This is a genomic window from Phenylobacterium sp. (assembly GCF_041916435.1).
GTDB lineage: Bacteria > Pseudomonadota > Alphaproteobacteria > Caulobacterales > Caulobacteraceae > Phenylobacterium.
This window is the reverse complement of record NZ_JAYRZM010000001.1, coordinates 409066-428518: the sequence shown is the minus strand read 5'-3', so window position 1 is coordinate 428518 and position 19453 is coordinate 409066. Positions and strand designations below refer to the sequence as shown.

Genomic DNA, 19453 nt, shown 5'->3' with positions numbered 1-19453 from the left:
TAAGCATGATTTTTCAAGCTCGCCTCGAAACCCAAGTGGAAGAGGTGGCGCATGGGCGCGCAAACCGACCGAGCGCCGCCCCTGGCGCGCGATCCTAAGGCTTTGGCGCCGGCGGGCGACAGCGCGTCCAAGGAAGCCCTCAAACGCCTGCGCAAGGAGCTGGCCGACGCCCGCGCCGTGCAGGCCGCCCTGCCCCACCTGAACGGCGCCCTGGCCGCCGTCTCGGCCGGCCAATTCGAACGCGCCCTGAAGCTGTGCGCCAAGGCGCTGAAGGCCGACCCCAGCAACTTCTTCGGCCACCACATCGCCGCGATCGCCCACGAAAAGCTCGGCGACTGGGCGGCCTCGATCGATTCCTACGAACGCGCCCTGGCGCTCAATCCGGACAGCCCCGAAATCGCTAACGACTTGGGCAGACTGGCTTTTCGCATGCAGATGCTGCCTCAGGCCGAGGCGCTCTTCCGCATCCACCTGGCCGCGCGGCCCTACGCCCCGGAGAGCTCCAACAACCTGGCCTGCGTGCTGCGCGAGCAGATGCGCTACAGCGACGCGATCGACGTGCTCAAGCCCGCCATCCAGGCCGCGCCGGACCGCCCGCTCCTGTGGAACACGCTCGGCACGGTGATGGCCGACCTGGGCGAGACCGAACAGGCGGCGATCTTCTACACCGAGACCCTGCGCCTGGATCCGAAACACGTGAAGGCGCGCTACAACCGCTCCAACGCCCTCTTCACCATGGGCGACACCGAGACGGCCATCGCCGACTGCCGCATGGCGATGAACGCCTGCACCGCGCCGGACGAGAAGGAGACCATGCGCCTGGCGCTGGCCACCATGCTGCTGGCTAGCGGCGATCTGCCGCAGGGCTGGGAGGCCTACGAGGCGCGCCTGTCGCCGGACTTCCACGACCCGATTCACTTCCTCATCAACCGGCCGCAATGGACGCCTTTCGAAGACATCGACGGCAAGCACCTGCTGCTGGTCGGCGAACAGGGCCTGGGCGACGAGGTGCTGTTCGCCAACATGCTGGACGACCTGTTCGCCGCCCTCGGCCCGGGCGGCCGCCTCAGCATCGCCGTGGACCGCCGGCTGGTGCCGCTGCTGCAGCGCTCGTTCCCGCGCGCGAACCTGGGCGTGCACAACACCTTCAAGCGGCACGGCCGCAACATCCGCTCGGTGCCGATGATCACCGACTGGGCGGACGTCGATTGCTGGGCGCCGATGGGCCAGCCGCTGCGCCAGTTCCGCCTGAAGCTGGAGGACTTCCCCGAGCGTCCCGAGGGCTTCCTGAAGGCCGACCCCGAGCGCGTGGCCTATTGGCGCGAGCAGTTCGCCGACCATCCGGGCCCCAGGATCGGCCTGGTCTGGACGAGCATGCTGATCAACTCGGCGCGCAAGAAGTACTTCTCGCCCTTCGACCGCTGGGGCCCGATCCTGCAGACGCCCGGCGCGACCTTCGTGAACCTGCAGTACGGCGACTGCACGGCCGACATCGAGATGGCCCGCCGCGAATTCGGCGTGGAGATCATCCAGCCGCAGGGCATCGACCTGAAGATGGATCTGGACGACGTGGCCGCCCTGAGCTGCGCCATGGACCTGGTGATGGGCCCGGCCAACGCCACCTCCAACATCGCCGCGGCCTGCGGCGTGCCCACCTGGCTGATCTCCACGCCAGGCGCCTGGACCCAGCTCGGGACCGAGCGCTACCCCTGGTACACCGGCGTGCGCATGTTCTCGGCCAAGACCTTCGGCGACTGGGATCCGGTGATCGCCGAGATCGCCGAGGCGATGGGCGAATTCGTCGGCCAGGGAACGCGAAGCGCCGCCGCGGGTTGAATGGGCGAGGAGCGCCGCCGGCGCTCGAGCCTGGGGAGCGGCCCATGCCCGGCCAGTGGGGCGACGACGCCGATTTCGATCCGCAGGACCGCGCCGAGGCGGCCGACGAGACCAATTTCAGCGACGACGGCGAGTCCTTCATGACGCTGGAGGACCTCGACGACGTGCTCGACGTCACCCGCGCCGACGGCGACCAGGACGAGGACGAGTTCGACGAGTCCGCCTTCGACGACCGCGACCTCGAAGACGACGACGAGCTGCGCTACCGCGCCGGCGAGGACGACGGGGACGGCTTCGTCGACCTGGACGCCGAGGCCGAGGACGACGCCCTCTTCTCCCCCGACGAGATCGACGGCCTGGACACTGTGCGCGACGCGGCCGAGGCCAGCGGCGGCGAGGACGACTTCGCCAACTTCCAGGCTCGCGACGTGGCCGACGAGGATCTGCGCCGCATGGGCTACCTCGACGGCGAATCGCCGGCGCCGCGCCGCTGAACGCCGCCCGCTAAGCGCGCACCTGACGTCGCGTGCGCCTTCACGCGACGTTCAAGCCGCTTGAATGTCGCGCGTTGGCCTATAGTTTGACGACAGTTGAAACAATTGTTCGAGCGCGGACCCGCGCGTCCCGCGACAGGAGCCCTGATGAGCACGCGATTTGAAGGCACCGACAATTACGTCGCCACCGAAGACCTCAAGGTTGCGGTCAACGCCGCTATCGCTCTCGAAAGGCCCCTGTTGATCAAGGGCGAGCCGGGCACCGGCAAGACCGTCCTGGCCTATGAAGTCGCCAACGCCCTGGGCGCGGACCTGATCACCTGGCACATCAAGTCCACCACCAAGGCCCACCAGGGCCTCTACGAGTACGACGCGGTCACCCGCCTGCGCGACAGCCAGCTCGGTGACGAGCGCGTCAAGGACGTGCGCAACTACATCAAGAAGGGCAAGCTCTGGGAGGCGTTCACCGCCGGCAAGCGCCCGGTGCTGCTGATCGACGAGATCGACAAGGCCGACATCGAGTTCCCCAACGACCTGTTGCAGGAACTCGATCGGATGGAGTTCTACGTCTACGAGACCGACGAGACCATCAAGGCCGAGGTCCGGCCCGTGGTGATCATCACCTCCAACAACGAAAAGGAGCTGCCGGACGCCTTCCTGCGCCGCTGCTTCTTCCACTACATCCGCTTCCCCGACTCCGACACGATGAACGAGATCGTCGAGGTGCACTATCCGGGCATCAAGCAGAAGCTCGTCTCCGAGGCGCTGCGCATCTTCTACGACATGCGCAAGGTGCCCGGCCTGAAGAAGAAGCCGTCCACCTCCGAGCTGCTCGACTGGCTGAAGCTGCTGATGGTCGAGGACATCGACGGCGACGCCCTGAAGGAAAACGATCCGACCAAGCTGATCCCGCCGCTGCACGGCGCGCTCCTGAAGAACGAGCAGGACGTTCACCTGTTCGAGCGCCTGGCCTTCCTGGCCCGCCGCGAAGGCGCCGGATCGCGCCCGGGCCAGTAAGCGGCTTACCGCGAATTCACTCGACCTGACGCGAGCCTCCGGTCACCGTTCAGCCACGAACGGGACCGGAGGCTTTTTTCATGAGACTGTTGAGCGCGACGGCCGCCGCGGCCCTGGCCCTGACGGCGGGCGGGTGCGAAGCCGAGAGCGTCCACAGGGCGGTGGCCCGGCTCGATTGCCCGCAGAGCGAGGACGGCCTGCGGCGCGTCAGCCAGGCCGCCGACGGCAAGACCTGCGACTACGTCTCCAACGACGGCGCGCAGATCACCCTCAAGCTGATTCCGGTGAGCGGCGGCGTCGACGCCACCCTCGACGGGGTCGAAGCCAACCTGCGCGCCGAGTTGAAAGGCGAGGCGCCGCCCGCCGAACCCGCCGCCAAGGCGGGCGCCGAAGCGCCGGCCGACGCCGTGGTCCGCGCCGAGCCCGGCGCCACCACGGCCCGGGACGCCGCGGCGGCCGAGGCGCAGGCCCAGGCCGACGTGGGCGCGGCGAAGTCCGGCGAGCCCCGAGCCACGGCCACGGCCACGGCCGAGGCGGTGGCCGATTCCGGCGAGACCGATTCCGGCGAGACCGACCAGGACTGGAGCGCGTCGACCCCCGCACGCGAGAAGACGCGCGTGGACCTGCCGGGCGTGCACATCGTCGCCGACGACAGCGACGATTCCGCCCAGGTGCGCATCGGCCCCCTGCACATCGACGCCGGCAAGCACGGCGCGGTCGTGCGCATGCAGCGCGACGTGCGCCTGAAGGGCGAGTCCCTGAGCCCGGCCAAGAACGGCGTGCGCGCCACCTTCATCCTGGCCGGCGAGGACCTGCCTGGCGGCTACAAGTTCGCCGGCTATGAGGCCGGCGGTCCGCGCTCCGGGCCGCTGACGGTCGCCGTCGTCAAGGGCCGCGACGGCGGCGACCACGACGACGTCTACGACGCGGTCTCCAAGCTGGTGCGGCGCAACGGCGGGGTCTGACGCCCTATTCGGCGGCCGGCCGCACCTCCACGACCTTGTAGGTCAGCGGGCGGCCGTCCTCGTCGGTCACGGTGACGTATTCGCCCACGGCGAAGCGGTGCTCGCCCAGGCGGTGGACCGGCTCGTCGTCCTCGGTCTCGCCCGCCTCGTAGTCGAAGTACCAGCGCGTTCCGCGCCGGGCGAGCCGCCCGTCCGCCGGGTCCTCGTCGGGCGCGAAGCGGTGCACGGTGCACTCGCCCTTGGTCTTGGCGTAGAGGCCCTCGTCCAGATGGCCGTCGGCGGTGAGCGGAGCGATCAGCGAATAGCCGCGATGGTCGTCGCCGCCGGCGAACTCGGTTCCGGGATTGCGGGCGAGCCGCATTACGATGCGCGAAAGGGGCATGGCAGCACTTCGTCCTTGAAATCAGTGGGAAAGGAAGAGCGACGGCTCGTCGGCGTTCAGCAGCGAACGGGTCGTTCCTCCGAAGATGAATTCCTGCAGCCGCGGGTGGCCGAAGGCGCCGGCCACCAGCACGTCGGCGCCAGCCTTCTTGGCCGCATAGAGCAGCAGCGGCGCGGCGTCGCCGGCGTCCGGCAGGATGTCCACGTCGGCCTTGATCCCCCGCGCGGCGTAGTAGGCCTGCAGCCGGTTCGGATCAAAGCTGCGCGCGGTGGCCTTGGGCGCCGACAGGATCACCACCTTCGAGGCCTTCTCCAGGAGCGGCACGGCCAAGCGCGCGGCGCGCGAGGCTTCCTTGCCGCCGTCCCAGGCCACGGCCACCGCCGAGCCCACCTTCAGCCCCGGCCGCGCCACCATGATCGGGCGCTGCTCGTCGGCCAGCATCTGCTGGAAGGCTTCGGCCAGCGGCCCCCTGCCCCGCGCCGGGTCGTCGCCGAACACCACCACGTCGGACAGCCGGCTCTCGGCGGACAGGCCCGCCCACACCGGCGTCTGCAGCGCGACGAACGACTTCTTGGCGTAGGCGCAGGCGCCCATCGCCTTCTTGGCGTTCACCTCGCCGGCCATCGCCGCCTCTTTCAGCGATTCGAGCGCGGTGGTCTGCACGCCGCCGAGGAAGCCCTCGCCCATCCAGGGCATCACGTCGGCCACGTCAGCCGGCGTGTAGACGCCCGCCAGTTCGGCGCCGAACGGCTCGGCCAGGGCCGCAGCCGCGGCGATCGCCTCCGCATCCCCAGCCCCGCCCGACAGCGGCGCCATGATTCTCGCCCAGCTCATGCCTCTCCCTCGCAAATTCGCCGCGGACCCTGCGTCCCGGCCGCACACGACGCGTTGATCTTTCTCAAGCGTTCAGCCAGTTCACAGACCATCCGATCTCACGACCTTGACTGTGGAAGGAACGCTTCGTTGAGAAAAGGGCTGCGTAGCGGAAAAAGAGAACCCAGGGCGTGGCAGCGCATGCTGTCGGGCCGCCGGCTCGACCTGTTGGACCCCTCGCCGATGGACATCGAGGTCGAGGACATCGCCCACGGCCTGGCGCGGGTCGCGCGATGGAACGGCCAGACCGTCGGCGAGCACGCCTTCTCGGTGGCCCAGCACTCCGTCGTCGTCGAGGAGATCGTCGCCCACGTCCAGCCGGACATCGAGCCGCGATGGCGCCTGGCCGCCCTGCTGCACGACGCGTCGGAATACGTGATCGGCGACATGATCAGCCCGTTCAAGGCCGCGCTCGGCTACGACTACAAGACCTTCGAGGAGCGGCTGGAGACGGCCATCCACGTGCGCTTCGGCCTGCCGGCCAAGACCCCCGTGGCCATCAAGAAGCTGATCAAGCAGGCCGACCGCGCCTGCGCCTTCTTCGAGGCCACCCAGCTCGCCGGCTTCACCCACGCCGAGGCGCTGACCCTGTTCGGCGCCCCGCCGCCGGGCTACGAGCTGCATATCGAGCCGCAATCGCCGAGCCACGCCCAAGAGCGTTACATTCAGCGCTACTGTGTGCTTTCCGAGGCGGCGGGATTCGCCGCCACGCCGGCGGCGTTCGACACGGAGTAAGGAGCCGATGACCATCATCGTGTGCGGACTGGGAGATGTGCCGGCCACCCTGGCCGCGCGCCGGCCCTCGCACATGGTCACCCTGCTCGACCCGGCCACCATGATCCCCACCCCCGGCGGGCTGGACGAGGCCCGCCACCTGAAGCTGGCGGTCAACGACATCGCCGAGCCGACGGAGGGGCTGGTCCTGCCGAACGAGGACGTGGTCGGCCGCCTCATCGCCTTCGCCCGCGACTGGGACGAGACCGCGCCCATGCTCATCCACTGCTGGGCCGGCATCAGCCGCTCCACCGCCAGCGCCTTCGTCCTGGCGTGCGAGCGCAATCCGGGGGCCGACGAGCGGATGATCGCCGCGGCCATGCGCCGGGCCGCGCCGCATGCGTCGCCGAACCGGCGCATCGTCGCGCTGGCCGACGACCTGCTGGACCGGCGCGGCCGCATGATCGACGCGGTCAATGCGATGGGCGACTATGACTACGCCGCCGCCGCCCCGTTCGATTTCCCGGTCCGCTACTGATGCGAAGCGCCTGAGCCCATGGCCGACCCAGTCGTCATCGGCCTGTCGGCGGTGATCGTGGCGATCCGCGAGGGCGAGGCCGTGGTGCTCACCGTGCGTCCCCGCGACGGCGACGGCCGCGCCTCCGAGCTGGCCGGCCTGCCCTTCGGCCCGTTCGACCCGGACGCCCACCGCACCTTCGAGCTGGCCCTGCGCGCGTTCGTCACCCAGCAGACCCGCTTCGACCTGGGCTATGTGGAGCAACTCTACACCTTCGGCGACCGGGGCCGCGACGCGCCGGTCGCCAACATGGGCCCGGGCGCGGCGCCCTCGCGGGTGATCTCGGTGGGCTATCTGGCGCTCACGCCCCAGGCCGTCGACACCCACGCGCCCGACACCGAATGGTCGTCCTGGTCGCGGTTCTTCCCCTACGAGGACTGGCGCGGTGGCCGGCCGCGGGCGCTGGCCGTGCTGGAGGTGGCCCTGCGCCGCTGGGCCGAGATGGGGCGCGGCGCCGAGGCCGCCAGCCGCCTGGCCCGCGCGCGCCTGGCCTTCGCCCTCGACGGCGCGCCCTGGAACGAAGAGCGCGTGCTCGAGCGCTACGAGCTGCTCTACGAGGCGGGCCTGGCGCCCGAGGCGGCCCGCGACCGCGGCGAGGCGTGCGGCGCCCCGTCCGAGGAACTCTCGGCGGCGCTCGGCGAGCCGATGATCTCCGACCACCGGCGCATCCTGGCCACCGCCCTCTCGCGCCTGCGCGGCAAGCTGAAGTACCGGCCCGTGGTGTTCGAGCTGATGCCCGAGGCCTTTACCCTGTCGGCCCTGCAGCGCACGGTCGAGGCGATCGCCGGGGTGGCCCTGCACAAGCAGAACTTCCGCCGCGCCCTGGAGCGCGCGGGCCTGGTGGAGGGGCTGGGGCGGCTGGAGACCGACACCGGCGGCCGGCCGGCCGAACTCTTCCGCTTCAGGCGCGAGTTGCTGAGTGCTCGGCCGGCGTCGGGGCTGTCGCTGCCGCTGCTTCGGGATTAGCCGCCCGCCACTGCGCCTTCAGCATGGCCGAGGTCTCGCGCGATCCGTCCGGACTCCAGCCCGGCGGGCCGAAGACGTAGCCGGCGGCCTCGCCGGGCGAGCGCGACTTCGCCAGGTCCCTGGCGATCGCCGCCCATTCGTGGAACGCCACGCGCAGCGGATTGAAGGTGGCCAGGTTCTTGACGATCCCGTAGCGGCAGGCCTCCTCGTCCAGCTCCGGCTGGAAGGTGCCGAACAGCCGGTCCCAGATGATCAGGATGCCCGCGTAGTTGCGGTCCAGGTAGCGCGGGTTCCTCGCATGGTGCACGCGGTGATGCGAGGGCGTGTTGAACACCGCCTCGAACCAGCGGGGCATCTTCCCGATCGCCTCGGTGTGGATCCAGAACTGGTAGACGAGGCTGATCCCCTTCTGGATCGCCACCATCGCCGGCGGAAAGCCGAGGAAGCTCAGCGGCAGCCACAGGACCCAGGTCGCCGCCACGCCGCCCGTCCAGGTCTGCCGAAGCGCCGTGGACAGGTTGTAGTGCTGGCTGGAGTGATGGTTGACGTGGGCCGCCCACCAGACGCGCCGCTCGTGGCTCAGCCGGTGGAACCAGTAGTAGGTCAGGTCCTCCAGGAGGAACACCGCGACCCAGGCCCAGACCGCCGTCATGGGGATGTCGAACAATCGGTGCTGGTAGATCCACAGGCTCGCCGCCGCGATGGTTCCGGCGAACAGGATCCCCGCCACCGTGCTGCCCAGGCCCATTATCAGCGAGGTCAGCGTGTCCTTGGCCTCATAGGCCGCCTTGGCCTTGCCCATCCGCCCGGCCAGCACTTCCAGGATGATGGCGATGATGAAGAACGGCGTGGCCAGGGTGACCGGATCGATCGCCTTCATGCGGCCAGGTCCTTCGGCGGCCAGGCGTCCAGCGCCAGCTCGGCCCGGGGCGCGGCCATCTCGCCCAGCTCGATGCGCAAGCGTCCGTCCCTCAGGCTGGAGCTCAGGGCCTGCGCCCAGGGGATATGCCGCGCCGCATAGCCGTCGCCGACGCGGCAGATGACCAGGGCCGCCGCCCCCGAGCGCGCCAGGGCGCCGGCGCCGTCGCTCGCCACCCAGACCTGCCCGATCGGGCGGTCGGGAAACTCCTCGGCGATCAGCGCGCGGGCGCGGGCCTCGTCGAGCGGCGGCGTCGGCCGCGCGATCCGCGCCCAGGCCACCAGCAGCACCAGGGCGCCCACGGCCAGGGCCGAGGCGGCGAATTGAATCAGGAAACCTGCGTTCAAGGCGTTTTCTCCCGTGGCCAAGGTCCCCGCAACCTCGCCCGCGGTCAAGAAGAAGCCCTCCCCGCCGACAGGGAGGGCTTCCCGGGCCGCGCTCCCCGGGGCTCGCCGGATAGGGGCCGGCCCGAGCCCGGCGGAGCATGGTACGCATCCCCGCCGAGCTTCACGCGCCGGCCGATCTCAGCGAACGGCCGGCGCGCTAGGCGGGATCAGAACTTGTGGACGTAGCCCACCGAGACCACGTCGGCGCTGTCTTCGCTGTGCTGGAACTCCTCGCGCGTGTAGTCCGCCCGCACGCCGTTGGCGCCGTCGACGAAGTACTGGCCGCCGACGCTGTAGTTCCAGGACTGGACGGTGTTGGTGTCGGGCACGCCGGCGGCCTTGGTCTTCAGCTTGGTGTCGCCGTAGCCGACGCGGGCGTAGAGATCGGCGTTGGGCGCGACGGGCAGGAAGCCGACGCCGTAGACCGCACCCTGGGCGAGCTGCGATTCGTGCACCTTGGTCCCGGCGAGCCAGGTGTCGTCGTTCCTGGCGCCGAGGCCGATCTCGCCTTCAGCGCCCAAGTATTTGCCAAATCGAGCGCCGAGGCGTCCCTGAATCGCGCCAAGATCGGCGCCGCTGTCGTACGATCCTTGGGAATATCCGACAGAACCGTAGCCTTTCATGCTCAGATCTTGCGCGTTCGCGACGAAGGGAAATGCTGCGGCGACGGCCGTCGTGGCGGCCACGATGATGAGAGATTTCATTTTAGTTATACTCCTACTCGACTCGTACTCGTCCCCTCAGCCACGAAACCTGTGCTCCTGAAACGAGGCGGGAAGGAGTCGGTTCGCGGGCGATCCACGGGCGGGCCGGGCCTGTGGCTCCCGCGCCACATGGACGACGACGCTCGGGCGATGACGCGGGCGTCAGGCGTGCTATCTGTCTCGGCTTGCCCGCGGACACGGGCGTCATCGGAGGATCTGGTCCTTGTCCAACGCCGTCATCGCCGCCACCGGGCTCTACACCCCGCAGGAAACGCTCTCGAACGCCGAGCTGGTGGAGACCTTCAACGCCTATGTGGAGCGCTTCAACGCGGCCAACGCCGCCGCGATCGAGGCGGGCGAAGTCCAGGCGCTGGCCCCCTCCTCCGTCGAGTTCATCGAGAAGGCGTCCGGCATCAAGTCGCGGCACGTGATGAACAAGACCGGCCTGGTCGACCCGGATGTCATGCGCCCGGTCATCCCCGAGCGGCCCAACGACGAGCTTTCGATCATGGCCGAGATCGGCGTGGCCGCCGCCCGCCAGGCGATCGAGGCGTGGGGCAAGCCGGCCAGCCGGATCGACGCGGTGATCTGCGCGGCGTCCAACATGCAGCGCGCCTATCCAGCCATGGCCATCGAGGTGCAGCAGGCCCTGGGAATCGACGGCTTCGCCTTCGACATGAACGTGGCCTGCTCCTCGGCCACCTTCGGCGTGAAGACCGCGGCCGACTACATCGCCGCCGGCGCCCGGGCGGTGCTGATGGTCAATCCGGAGATCACCTCCGGCCACCTGAACTTCCGCGACCGCGACAGCCACTTCATCTTCGGCGACGTGGCCACCGCCGTGATCGTCGAGGCCGCCGACCAGGCCACGCCCGGCCAGGGCTGGGACATCCTCGGCACGCGGCTGAAGACCGTCTTCTCCAACAACATCCGCAACAACTTCGGCTTCCTGAACCGCGCCGCGCCCGAGGGCGTGGGCAAGGCCGACAAGCTGTTCGTACAGGAAGGCCGCAAGGTGTTCCGCGAAGTGGTGCCGATGGTCGCCGAGATGATCCTGGCCCACGCCGCCGACCTCGGCCTCGACACCACCGGCCTGAAGCGCTTGTGGCTGCACCAGGCCAACGTCAACATGAACGAGCTGATCGGCAAGCGCGTGCTCGGCCGCGAGCCGACGCCCCAGGAGAACGTCATCATCCTGGACGAATACGCCAACACCTCCTCGGCCGGCTCGATCATCGCCTTCCATACCGCCAACGGCGACTTCGCCCCCGGCGAGATCGGCCTGATCTGCTCGTTCGGCGCGGGCTATTCGGCCGGCACGGTGTTCGTGAAGAAGCGCTGAGGCGCGCGCCTCATTCCGGGAAGTCGATGATCTGGCGCACCTCGCTGGAGCCGGCGAGGAAGCGACCGCGCCGGGCCCATTCGATCGCCTCCTCCAGGCTGTCGACGTCGACGACGTAGTAGCCGCCGGCCTGTTCGAAGCCGGGGCGCGCCGGTCCGTCCAGCGTCTCCACCAGCCCGTCGGGATGCATGCGCACGGTCGCCGCCTGCCCCGGCGGGGCCAGGAACACCAGTTCCGAGCCGTTCGCCTTCAGCGCCCCGATCAGGGCGCCGAGCTGGGCGGCGTGGCGCGTTTGCTCGGCCTCGTTCAGCTCCTCCCAGACGCCTTCGACTTGGTTGAAGGTGATCATGTATCTCATGGCTGCACGGCCTTGGGGTGAGTGGCTTTCCAGTCCATGGCCAGTCGGATGCGCCGGCCCACGGACGGGTGATCGTAGAACAGCACCTCCTCCAGCCGCGAGGGAGTCGCCGCGCGATATTCCACCGTCTTCACCAGCGCCCTGGCCAGGCCGTCCGGCTCGTTCACGTGCTGCAGCGAATAGCGGTCGGCGTCGGCCTCGATGGTCCGGGTGATCGCGTTGGTGACCGGCGTGCTGAGCAGCGCCAGCATGGCCATGATGATCGAGATCACCGGAAAGCCCGCCGGGTCGGCCAGGCCCGTCACGCCCTTCGCCCCGGTGAGCTCGAGCACCGGCCGGAACAGCCGGTCCACCAGGAAGAAGGCGGCCAGCCCCAGCACGCCGTAGGACAGCGTCAGCCAATAGATGTGGCCGTGCACGTAGTGGCCCATCTCGTGGCCGACGACCGCCTTCACCTCGGCCAGGTCCGCGCCCTTCTTGAACATCACGTCGCTCATGGCGATCCGCGCGGTGCCGCCGATGCCCATGACGTTGGCCGTGTAGCGGTTGGACTGCTTGGAGCCGTCGTAGATCAGGATCTTGTCGGACGGCACGCCGTTGGCCTTGGCCATCTGCACCACCGCGTCGCGCACCGGCCCGGACGGGGCCTCTTTATAGTTGTTGAGCAACGGCAGCAGCGTGACCGGCACGATCACGATGGCGAACAGGAACACCAGCGCCGTGGCCGCGCCGCTCCAGATCCACCAGGTCCGCGGCGCGCGCCGGATCAGCGCGTAGACCAGCACCAGCAGGACGACCGTGATCAGCGTGACGAAGCCCGTCATCAGCGCCCAGTCGCCCAGCCAGCCGCCGAACCCCTGGCTCGACAGGCCATAGGCGCGCTCGCGCCACCAGTCGGCGTAGGCGTTCCAGGGCAGGCCCAGCACGCTTTCCAGCACCCCGTCGACCGCCAGCACTGCGAACGCCGCCAGCCAGGGGCGCGGCCTGCCGCGCTCGATCCCGCCGCGCAGCTTCACCAAGACGCCCGAGCGCAGCACCAGCCAGGCGACGATGACGCCCACGAGCGCGCCCCACAGGAGCAGCCAGTGGCCGCCCTGGGTGTATGCCTGGGCCTTGGCGTGCGCCGCGGGCGGCAGCTCGGCCAGATAGGCGGCCGTCGCCGCGGCCGGATCGAACTGCGCCATCTCTTCCCTCCCCATGCTTACGCTTCGCGCGGAAGAGGCCAGACTTCGCGCGTCCTGTCAGGTGAAAAGCCCGCAATGCCCGACTGCGCCTGACACGGCGCCGCCGCCCGCTATTGTCTGCACCTGCATCGGCCAGAGGAACACGCGCGGAAGACCCCATGAAGACACCGACCGCCATCGCCCTGGCGCTGAGCCTCTTCTCCGCCCTGGCCGCCTCGGCCTCCAGCCCCAACAGCCCCGAGCAGGACTTCGACGTGGTGATCCGCGGCGGGACCATCTACGACGGGACCGGCGGCGCGCCCTTCGTCGGCGACGTGGGGATCGTCGGCCAACGCGTCGCCTATGTCGGCCCGCACGCCACGGCCGGCGGCCGCACCGAGATCGACGCCAATGGCAAGGCCGTCGCGCCGGGCTTCATCAACATGCTGAGCTGGGCCACCCAGAGCCTGATCGTCGACGGCCGAGGCCTGAGCGAACTCTCCCAGGGCGTCACGCTCGAGGTGATGGGCGAAGGCGCCTCCATGGGCCCCTACTCGCCCGCGATGAAGGCCGAGGCGCTCAGCCACCAGGGCGATATCAAGTATCCCATCGACTGGACCACCCTGGACGAATACCTCACCGGCCTCACGCGGCGCGGCGTCTCCCAGAACGTCGCGTCCTTCGTCGGCGCGGCGACGGTGCGCATCCACGAGCTCGGCGAGGACGACGTCGATCCCACGCCCGAACAGCTCGATCGCATGAGGAAGCTAGTGGACGAGGCCATGGAGGACGGCGCCCTCGGCGTCGGCTCCTCGATCATCTACGCGCCGGGCAGCTACGCCGAGACCCCCGAACTGGCGGCGCTGGCCACCGAGGCTGGCCGCTGCGGCGGCATCTACATCAGCCACATGCGCTCGGAGGGCGACCGCCTGCTGGAAGCCGTCGACGAACTGATCGAGATCTCCAAGGAGTCCGGCGCGCCGGCCGAAATCTACCACATGAAGGCGGGCGGCCGCGCCAACTGGGCCAAGCAGAAGGCCGCGATCGCCCGCATCGAGGCCGCCCGCGCCCAGGGCCAGCGCATCACCGCCGACATGTACACCTACACCGCCGGCTCCACCGGGCTCGACGCGGCCATGCCGACCTGGGTCCAGGCCGGCGGGACCGACGCCTGGATCGCGCGGCTGAAGGATCCCGAAATCCGCAAGAAAGTGCTCGCCGAGATGCGCGAGGAGCATCCCAGTTTCGAGAACCTCTACCTCCACGCCGGCGCCGAGGGCACGCTCTTGGTCGGCTTCAAGAATCCGGCGCTCAAGCCCCTCACCGGCAAGACCCTGGCCGAGGTCGCCAAGGCCCGCGGCGAGAGCCCGGAAGACACCGCCATCGACCTGGTCATCGAGGACGGCAGCCGCGTGCAGGTGGTCTACTTCCTGATGTCCGAGGACAATGTGAAGGAGTTGGTCGGCCTGCCCTGGATGAGCTTCGCCTCCGACGCCTCGGCCCAGGCGCCCGAAGGCGTGTTCCTGAAGTCGTCCACCCACCCCAGGGCCTACGGCAACACCGCCCGCCTGCTCGGCAAGTACGTGCGCGACGAGCACGCCACGACCCTGGCCAGCGCCGTGCACCGGCTCACCGGCCTGCCGGCGGCCAACCTCGGCCTGCACGACCGCGGTCTCTTAAAGCCCGGCTACTACGCCGACGTGGTGGTGTTCGACCCGGCGACGATCGCCGACCACGCCACCTACGAGAACCCGCACCAGCTCTCCACCGGCGTCGAATGGGTGCTGGTCAACGGCGAGACCGCCCTGATGGACGGCCGCGCCACCGACGCGCGTCCCGGCCAGGTGGTGCGCGGACGCGGCTGGACCGGCTGGCCCGACGGCGGCTGCCGCGTCTCGGCCAAGGACTGGACGTGGGCCTGGTGAGGCGGCCGTTCCTGTAAAATCGTCATGGCCGGGACAAGCCCGGCGATGACGCTGTCCTTGCGCGAGACCGCCTAGCGGTCCTTCTCGCGCTCGCCGATGGCGGCCTGGGCGGCGGCCAGACGGGCGATCGGCACGCGGTAGGGCGAGCAGGACACGTAGTCCAGGCCCACCTTCTCGCAGAACGCGATCGAGGCCGGGTCGCCGCCGTGCTCGCCGCAGATGCCGAGCTTGGCGTTCGGCCGCACGGCCCGGCCGCGCTCGGTGGCGATGCGGATCAGGTCGCCCACGCCTTCCTGGTCGAGGCTGACGAAGGGATCCTTCTCGAAGATGCCCTTGTCGATGTAAGCGTTCAGGAACCGGCCGGAGTCGTCGCGGCTGATGCCGAACGTCGTCTGGGTCAGGTCGTTGGTGCCGAAGGAGAAGAACTCGGCGTACTCGGCCAGGTCGCCCGCGCGGATCGCCGCCCGCGGCAGCTCCACCATGGTGCCGACCATGTAGTCGACCTGCATGCCCTTCTCGGCCAGCACCTCCTTGGCGGTGCGGTCGGTGAGCTGGCGCAGGAAGCGCATCTCCTCGCCCTTGGCCACCAGCGGGTGCATGATTTCCGGGATCGGCGCGGCCTTGCCCGAGGCGGCGATCTCGCAGGCCGCCTCGAAGATGGCCCGAACCTGCATCTCGTAGATTTCGGGATAGGACACGCCCAGCCGGCAGCCGCGGTGGCCCAGCATCGGGTTGGTCTCGTGCAGTTCCTTGGCCCGGCGCCACAGCTTGCCCGCGTCCAGGCCCGTGGCCTCGGCAACCGCCTTCACGTCCTCTTCGGTGTGCGGCAGGAACTCGTGCAGCGGCGGGTCGAGCAGGCGGATGGTGACCGGCAGCCCTTCCATGATCGTGAAAAGCTGCACGAAGTCGGCGCGCTGCATCGGCAGGATCTTGGCCAGCGCCGTGCGCCGGCCCTGCTCGTCGTCGGCCAGGATCATCTCGCGCACGGCGGCGATCCGGTCCTCGTCGAAGAACATGTGCTCGGTGCGGCACAGGCCGATGCCCTCGGCGCCGAACTGGCGGGCCGTCTTGGCGTCGAGCGGGGTCTCGGCGTTGGCGCGCACCTTCAGGCGGCGGGCCTGGTCGGCCCAGCCCATCAGGGTGGCGAAGTCGCCGGACAGCTCCGGCTCGATCATCTTCACCGCCCCGGCCAGCACTTCGCCCTTGGCGCCGTCGACGGTGATGATGTCGCCGGCCTTGAACACGCGGCCGCGCACGCGGAACTCGCCGGCCTTCTCGTCGATCTGGATCTCGCCGGCGCCGGAGACGCACGGCCGGCCCATGCCGCGGGCCACCACGGCCGCGTGGCTGGTCATCCCGCCGCGGGCGGTCAGGATGGCGCGGGCCGCGTCCATGCCGCGGATGTCCTCAGGGGACGTCTCGTCGCGCACCAGGATCACCGCCTCGCCAGCCGAGCCCTGATGTTCGGCCTCCTCGGCGGTGAAGACGATCTTGCCGGTGGCCGCGCCGGGCGAGGCCGGCAGGCCCTGGGCGACCACGTCTCGCGGGCTGGAGGGGTCGATGGTCGGGTGCAGAAGCTGGTCGAGCGAGCCCGGCTCGACGCGCATCACCGCCTCTTCCTTGCTGATCACCCCGGCCTCGGCCAGGTCGACGGCGATCTTCAGCGCGGCCTTGGCGGTGCGCTTGCCGTTGCGCGTCTGCAGCATGTAGAGCCGGCCCTGTTCGACCGTGAACTCGATGTCCTGCATGTCGCGGTAGTGCGTCTCGAGGGTCTCGACGACGGACTTGAACTGGGTGAACACCTCCGGCAGCGCCTCCTCCATCGAGGGGGCCTTCTCGCCCATCTCCTCGCGGGCGGCGCGGGTCAGGGCTTGCGGCGTGCGGATGCCGGCCACCACGTCCTCGCCCTGGGCGTTGATCAGGAACTCGCCGTAGAGCCGCGCGTCGCCGGTGGAGGGATTGCGGGTGAAGGCCACGCCCGTGGCCGAGGTGTCGCCCATGTTGCCGAACACCATGGACTGCACGTTCACCGCCGTGCCCCAGCTTTCGGGGATGTCGTGCATGCGGCGATAGAACTTGGCCCGGTCGTTCATCCAGCTGGCGAACACCGCGCTGATCGCGCCCCAGAGCTGGGCCTGCGGCTCCTGCGGGAACGGCTTGCCGAGCTCGGCCTCCACGGCCTTCTTGTAGTCGGCGACCACGCGTTCCCAGTCCTCAGCGGACAGGGCCGTGTCGATGGTGACGTCCAGACGCTCCTTATGCTCGTCCAGGATCTCCTCGAACATGTGGTGGTCCAGGCCCAGCACCACGTTCGAGTACATCTGGATGAAGCGGCGGTAGCTGTCGAAGGCGAAGCGGCGGTCGCCGGAAAGCTTGGCCAGGCCCGCGACCGTCTCGTCGTTCAGGCCCAGGTTCAGGACGGTGTCCATCATCCCCGGCATCGAGGCCCGCGCGCCCGAGCGCACCGAGACCAGCAGCGGGTTGGAAGCGTCGCCGAAGCGCTTGGCCGTCAGTTCCTCCACCCGGGCCAGGCCCTTGAGCACCTGGGCCTCCAGCTCGGCCGGATAGCTGTTCTCGTTGGAATAGTAGTGCGTGCAGCACTCGGTCGTGATGGTGAAACCGGGAGGCACCGGCAGACCCAGCGACGACATCTCGGCCAGGTTCGCGCCCTTGCCGCCCAGGAGGTTTTTCATGGAGGCGTCGCCGTCCGCGCCGCCGCCGCCGAATGCATAGACCCACTGCGTCTTGGTCAGCGTACCGGTCGTCATGCTGAAACTTCTCCTCAGCCCGTCACTTGCGAGAAGTCCGCGACGCCGCCCATGGCGTCGCGCACCTGCATTAGAAGTCGAAGACGGTTGGCCCGTTCCGCCTCGACCTCCGAGTTCACCAACACCGCGTCGAAAAACGCGTCCACTGGCTGGCGTAAACCCGAAAGGGCACGCATCGCGCCAGAGAAATCTTCAGTCTGCAAAGCCTGCGCCACCATTGGCCGCACCGATCCGAGCGCCGTGATCAGCGCCGTCTCCTCGTAGGGAGCGCCCGGCATGGCCTCCAAGGCGCCTTGCGGCAACGCGCCCTTCTTCTCCTCGGCCCTGAGGATGTTCGTCGCGCGCTTGTAGCCGGCCAGCAGGTTGGCCCCGTCCTCGGTGGCGAGGAAGCCGTCCAGGGCTTCCACCCGCGCCACGATGCGCACCAGGTCGTCGTCGCCCAGGGCGAACACCGCGTCCACCAGGTCGTGGCGCTTGCCCTGCTCGCGCAGGGACACCTTCAGCCGGTCGGCGAAGAAGGCCAGCAGTTCGGCGGCGGCCGACGGCGCGCCCTCCACCTTGGCGAACCGGCGCTGATGGGCCGCGGCCGTCTCCAGCAGGGACAGGCGCAGCCCGCCCTCCAGCACGATGCGGATCACGCCCAGCGCGGCGCGGCGCAGGGCGTAGGGGTCGCGCGAGCCGGTCGGCTTCTCGTCGATGGCGAAGAAGCCCACCAAGGTGTCCAGCTTCTCGGCCAGGGCCACGGCGGCCGACACGGGCGCCACGGGGACCGCGTCGCTCGGGCCCTGCGGCTTGTAGTGGTCGCGGATCGCGTCGGCGACGACCTCGGGCAGGCCCTCGGCGCGGGCGTAGTAGCCGCCCATGATCCCCTGCAGCTCGGGGAATTCGCCGACCATGCCGGTGACCAGGTCCGCCTTGGCCAGCCGCGCGGCCTCGGCGGTCGCCTCCGCGTCGGCGCCCGTCACCTTCGCCAGGTCGCGGGCGAGCGCGGTGATCCGCTCGACCCGCTCATGGACCGTGCCCAGCTTGGCGTGGAAGGTCACGCCCTTCAGCTTCTCCAGGCGGTCCTCCAGGCGGACCTTGCGATCCTCGTTCCAGAAGAACTGCGCATCGCTCAGCCGCGCCGACAGCACCCGCGCGTTGCCCGCGGCGATCGCCTTGCCGCCGTCCGGCGCCTCGATGTTGGCCACGGTGACGAAGTGCGGCGCCAGCCCGCCGCTCGCCGGGTCGCGCACGGCGAAGTACTTCTGGTGCGTGCGCATGGAGGTGCGGATCACCTCGGCCGGCAGCGCCAGGAAGGCCGGCTCCATGTCGCCCAGGATCGGCGTCGGCCATTCGGCCAGGCCCGACACCTCGTCCAGGAGGCCCGCGTCCTCCACCAGCTCCAGGTTTCGCGCGAAGCAGAGCGTGCGGGCCGCGTCCATGATGCGCGCCCGGCGCTCCTCCGGATCCAGCACCACGAAGTGCTTCTCCAGCCCGTCGCGGTAGGCGTCGAAGTCGCGGGCGCGGAACGGCTGGGCGTCGCCCATGAAGCGGTGGCCCTCGGTCGTGTCGCCGCTGTCGATCCCGTCGATGTCGAACGGCACGACCTCGCCGTCGAAGACGCACAGGATGCGCTTGAGCGGGCGCACCCAGCGCAGCGTGCCCCGCCCCCAGGTCATCGACTTCGGCCAGGGAAAGCCGCGCACGATGGCGTCGACCATCTCGGCCACGATCTGCGGCGTCGGCCGGCCCTTGCGCTCGATCAGGGCGAAATAGACCCCGTCGCGCTCGATCAGGTCCTCGAACGGCACGCCGGCCGAGCGCAGGAAGCCCTCGATGGCCTTTTCGGGCGCGCCAACGCGCGGGCCCTTGCGCTCTTCGCAGCGGTCGCCCTGGGCGGCCATCAGCCCGTCGGCCACCAGGGTCAGGCGGCGCGGCCCGGCGAAGGTGGTCAGCGCTTCGGGCAGCAGCCCCTGCTCGGCCAGGCGCTCGCGCGCCATGCGCTCCAGGTCGCGGGCGGCCTGGGCCTGCATGCGCGCGGGAATCTCTTCGGAGAAGAGCTCGAGAAGCAGTTGAGGCATG

General features: G+C 69.7%; 18 protein-coding genes. 9 read left to right on the top strand and 9 right to left on the bottom strand.

From position 1 onward, the window contains the following. Positions 1-51 precede the first annotated feature (51 nt). From ACE3TA_RS02125 to ACE3TA_RS02110, 4 genes are all read left to right on the top strand, one after another. Positions 52-1836, top strand: a complete 1785-nt coding sequence (locus tag ACE3TA_RS02125; protein ID WP_374570047.1) for a tetratricopeptide repeat protein — start codon at positions 52-54, stop codon at positions 1834-1836. A gap of 44 nt (positions 1837-1880) precedes the next feature. After that, the gene (locus ACE3TA_RS02120) at positions 1881-2330 is read left to right on the top strand and encodes a primosomal protein (protein WP_374570046.1); all 450 of its coding nucleotides are present in this window, start codon (positions 1881-1883) and stop codon (positions 2328-2330) included. Positions 2331-2477: 147 nt separating this feature from the next. Beyond that, positions 2478-3347 (top strand): AAA family ATPase, encoded by an 870-nt coding sequence (locus ACE3TA_RS02115; protein ID WP_374570045.1) that lies wholly within the window; start codon positions 2478-2480, stop codon positions 3345-3347. Between the two features lie 80 nt (positions 3348-3427). After that, complete coding sequence (locus tag ACE3TA_RS02110) at positions 3428-4312, top strand: hypothetical protein (protein ID WP_374570044.1); 885 nt, start codon at positions 3428-3430, stop codon at positions 4310-4312. Positions 4313-4316: 4 nt separating this feature from the next. On the opposite strand, the gene ACE3TA_RS02105 is transcribed toward ACE3TA_RS02110, so the two are convergent. Further along, entirely contained in the window at positions 4317-4694 is a 378-nt protein-coding gene (locus tag ACE3TA_RS02105; RefSeq protein WP_374570043.1) for a hypothetical protein, read from the bottom strand. A 21-nt stretch (positions 4695-4715) separates the two neighbouring features. After that, positions 4716-5528 carry a universal stress protein gene (locus tag ACE3TA_RS02100; RefSeq protein ID WP_374570042.1) on the bottom strand — a complete coding sequence of 271 codons (813 nt, stop codon included), beginning with the start codon at positions 5526-5528 and terminating at the stop codon, positions 4716-4718. A gap of 129 nt (positions 5529-5657) precedes the next feature. Between ACE3TA_RS02100 and ACE3TA_RS02095 the strand changes: the two genes are divergently transcribed. The 3 genes from ACE3TA_RS02095 to ACE3TA_RS02085 are packed head-to-tail and all read left to right on the top strand — an operon-like array spanning position 5658 to position 7824. Continuing rightward, the gene (locus tag ACE3TA_RS02095) at positions 5658-6302 is read left to right on the top strand and encodes a YfbR-like 5'-deoxynucleotidase (protein ID WP_374570041.1); all 645 of its coding nucleotides are present in this window, start codon (positions 5658-5660) and stop codon (positions 6300-6302) included. A gap of 7 nt (positions 6303-6309) precedes the next feature. Beyond that, positions 6310-6819 carry a tyrosine phosphatase family protein gene (locus ACE3TA_RS02090; protein WP_374570040.1) on the top strand — a complete coding sequence of 170 codons (510 nt, stop codon included), beginning with the start codon at positions 6310-6312 and terminating at the stop codon, positions 6817-6819. 18 nt (positions 6820-6837) lie between these two features. Continuing rightward, positions 6838-7824 (top strand): NAD regulator, encoded by a 987-nt coding sequence (locus tag ACE3TA_RS02085; RefSeq protein ID WP_374570039.1) that lies wholly within the window; start codon positions 6838-6840, stop codon positions 7822-7824. Here the strand turns inward: ACE3TA_RS02085 and ACE3TA_RS02080 are convergent. The 3 genes from ACE3TA_RS02080 to ACE3TA_RS02070 all read right to left on the bottom strand — a co-directional run bounded on the left by ACE3TA_RS02080 (position 7760) and on the right by ACE3TA_RS02070 (position 9833). Next, positions 7760-8704, bottom strand: coding sequence for a sterol desaturase family protein (locus tag ACE3TA_RS02080; protein ID WP_374570038.1), 945 nt, complete (start codon positions 8702-8704; stop codon positions 7760-7762). The two genes, ACE3TA_RS02085 and ACE3TA_RS02080, sit on opposite strands and share 65 nt — an antisense overlap. Continuing rightward, complete coding sequence (locus ACE3TA_RS02075) at positions 8701-9090, bottom strand: hypothetical protein (RefSeq protein WP_374570037.1); 390 nt, start codon at positions 9088-9090, stop codon at positions 8701-8703. The genes ACE3TA_RS02080 and ACE3TA_RS02075 overlap by 4 nt, the downstream gene beginning before the upstream one ends. A 206-nt stretch (positions 9091-9296) precedes the next feature. Further along, positions 9297-9833 carry a porin family protein gene (locus tag ACE3TA_RS02070; protein ID WP_374570036.1) on the bottom strand — a complete coding sequence of 179 codons (537 nt, stop codon included), beginning with the start codon at positions 9831-9833 and terminating at the stop codon, positions 9297-9299. Between the two features lie 223 nt (positions 9834-10056). Here ACE3TA_RS02070 and ACE3TA_RS02065 point away from each other — a divergent pair, with 223 nt between their 5' ends. Next, positions 10057-11175 carry a beta-ketoacyl-ACP synthase III gene (locus ACE3TA_RS02065; protein ID WP_374570035.1) on the top strand — a complete coding sequence of 373 codons (1119 nt, stop codon included), beginning with the start codon at positions 10057-10059 and terminating at the stop codon, positions 11173-11175. A gap of 10 nt (positions 11176-11185) precedes the next feature. Here the strand turns inward: ACE3TA_RS02065 and ACE3TA_RS02060 are convergent, their stop codons facing one another. Continuing rightward, the gene (locus ACE3TA_RS02060) at positions 11186-11533 is read right to left on the bottom strand and encodes a YciI family protein (protein WP_374570034.1); all 348 of its coding nucleotides are present in this window, start codon (positions 11531-11533) and stop codon (positions 11186-11188) included. Continuing rightward, on the bottom strand, positions 11530-12717 hold the full coding sequence (locus ACE3TA_RS02055; RefSeq protein ID WP_374570033.1) for a M48 family metalloprotease: 1188 nt from the start codon (positions 12715-12717) through the stop codon (positions 11530-11532). Before ACE3TA_RS02055 ends, ACE3TA_RS02060 begins: the two co-directional genes overlap by 4 nt. A gap of 158 nt (positions 12718-12875) precedes the next feature. Between ACE3TA_RS02055 and ACE3TA_RS02050 the strand changes: the two genes are divergently transcribed. Further along, entirely contained in the window at positions 12876-14621 is a 1746-nt protein-coding gene (locus ACE3TA_RS02050; RefSeq protein ID WP_374570032.1) for an amidohydrolase family protein, read from the top strand. Between the two features lie 71 nt (positions 14622-14692). Here ACE3TA_RS02050 and ppdK read toward each other — a convergent pair whose 3' ends face one another. Both ppdK and glyS read right to left on the bottom strand, forming a co-directional pair. After that, positions 14693-17389, bottom strand: coding sequence for a pyruvate, phosphate dikinase (gene ppdK, locus ACE3TA_RS02045; protein ID WP_374570031.1), 2697 nt, complete (start codon positions 17387-17389; stop codon positions 14693-14695). Positions 17390-17403: 14 nt separating this feature from the next. Beyond that, positions 17404-19452 (bottom strand): glycine--tRNA ligase subunit beta, encoded by a 2049-nt coding sequence (glyS, locus tag ACE3TA_RS02040; RefSeq protein ID WP_374570030.1) that lies wholly within the window; start codon positions 19450-19452, stop codon positions 17404-17406. Position 19453: the final 1 nt, after the last annotated feature.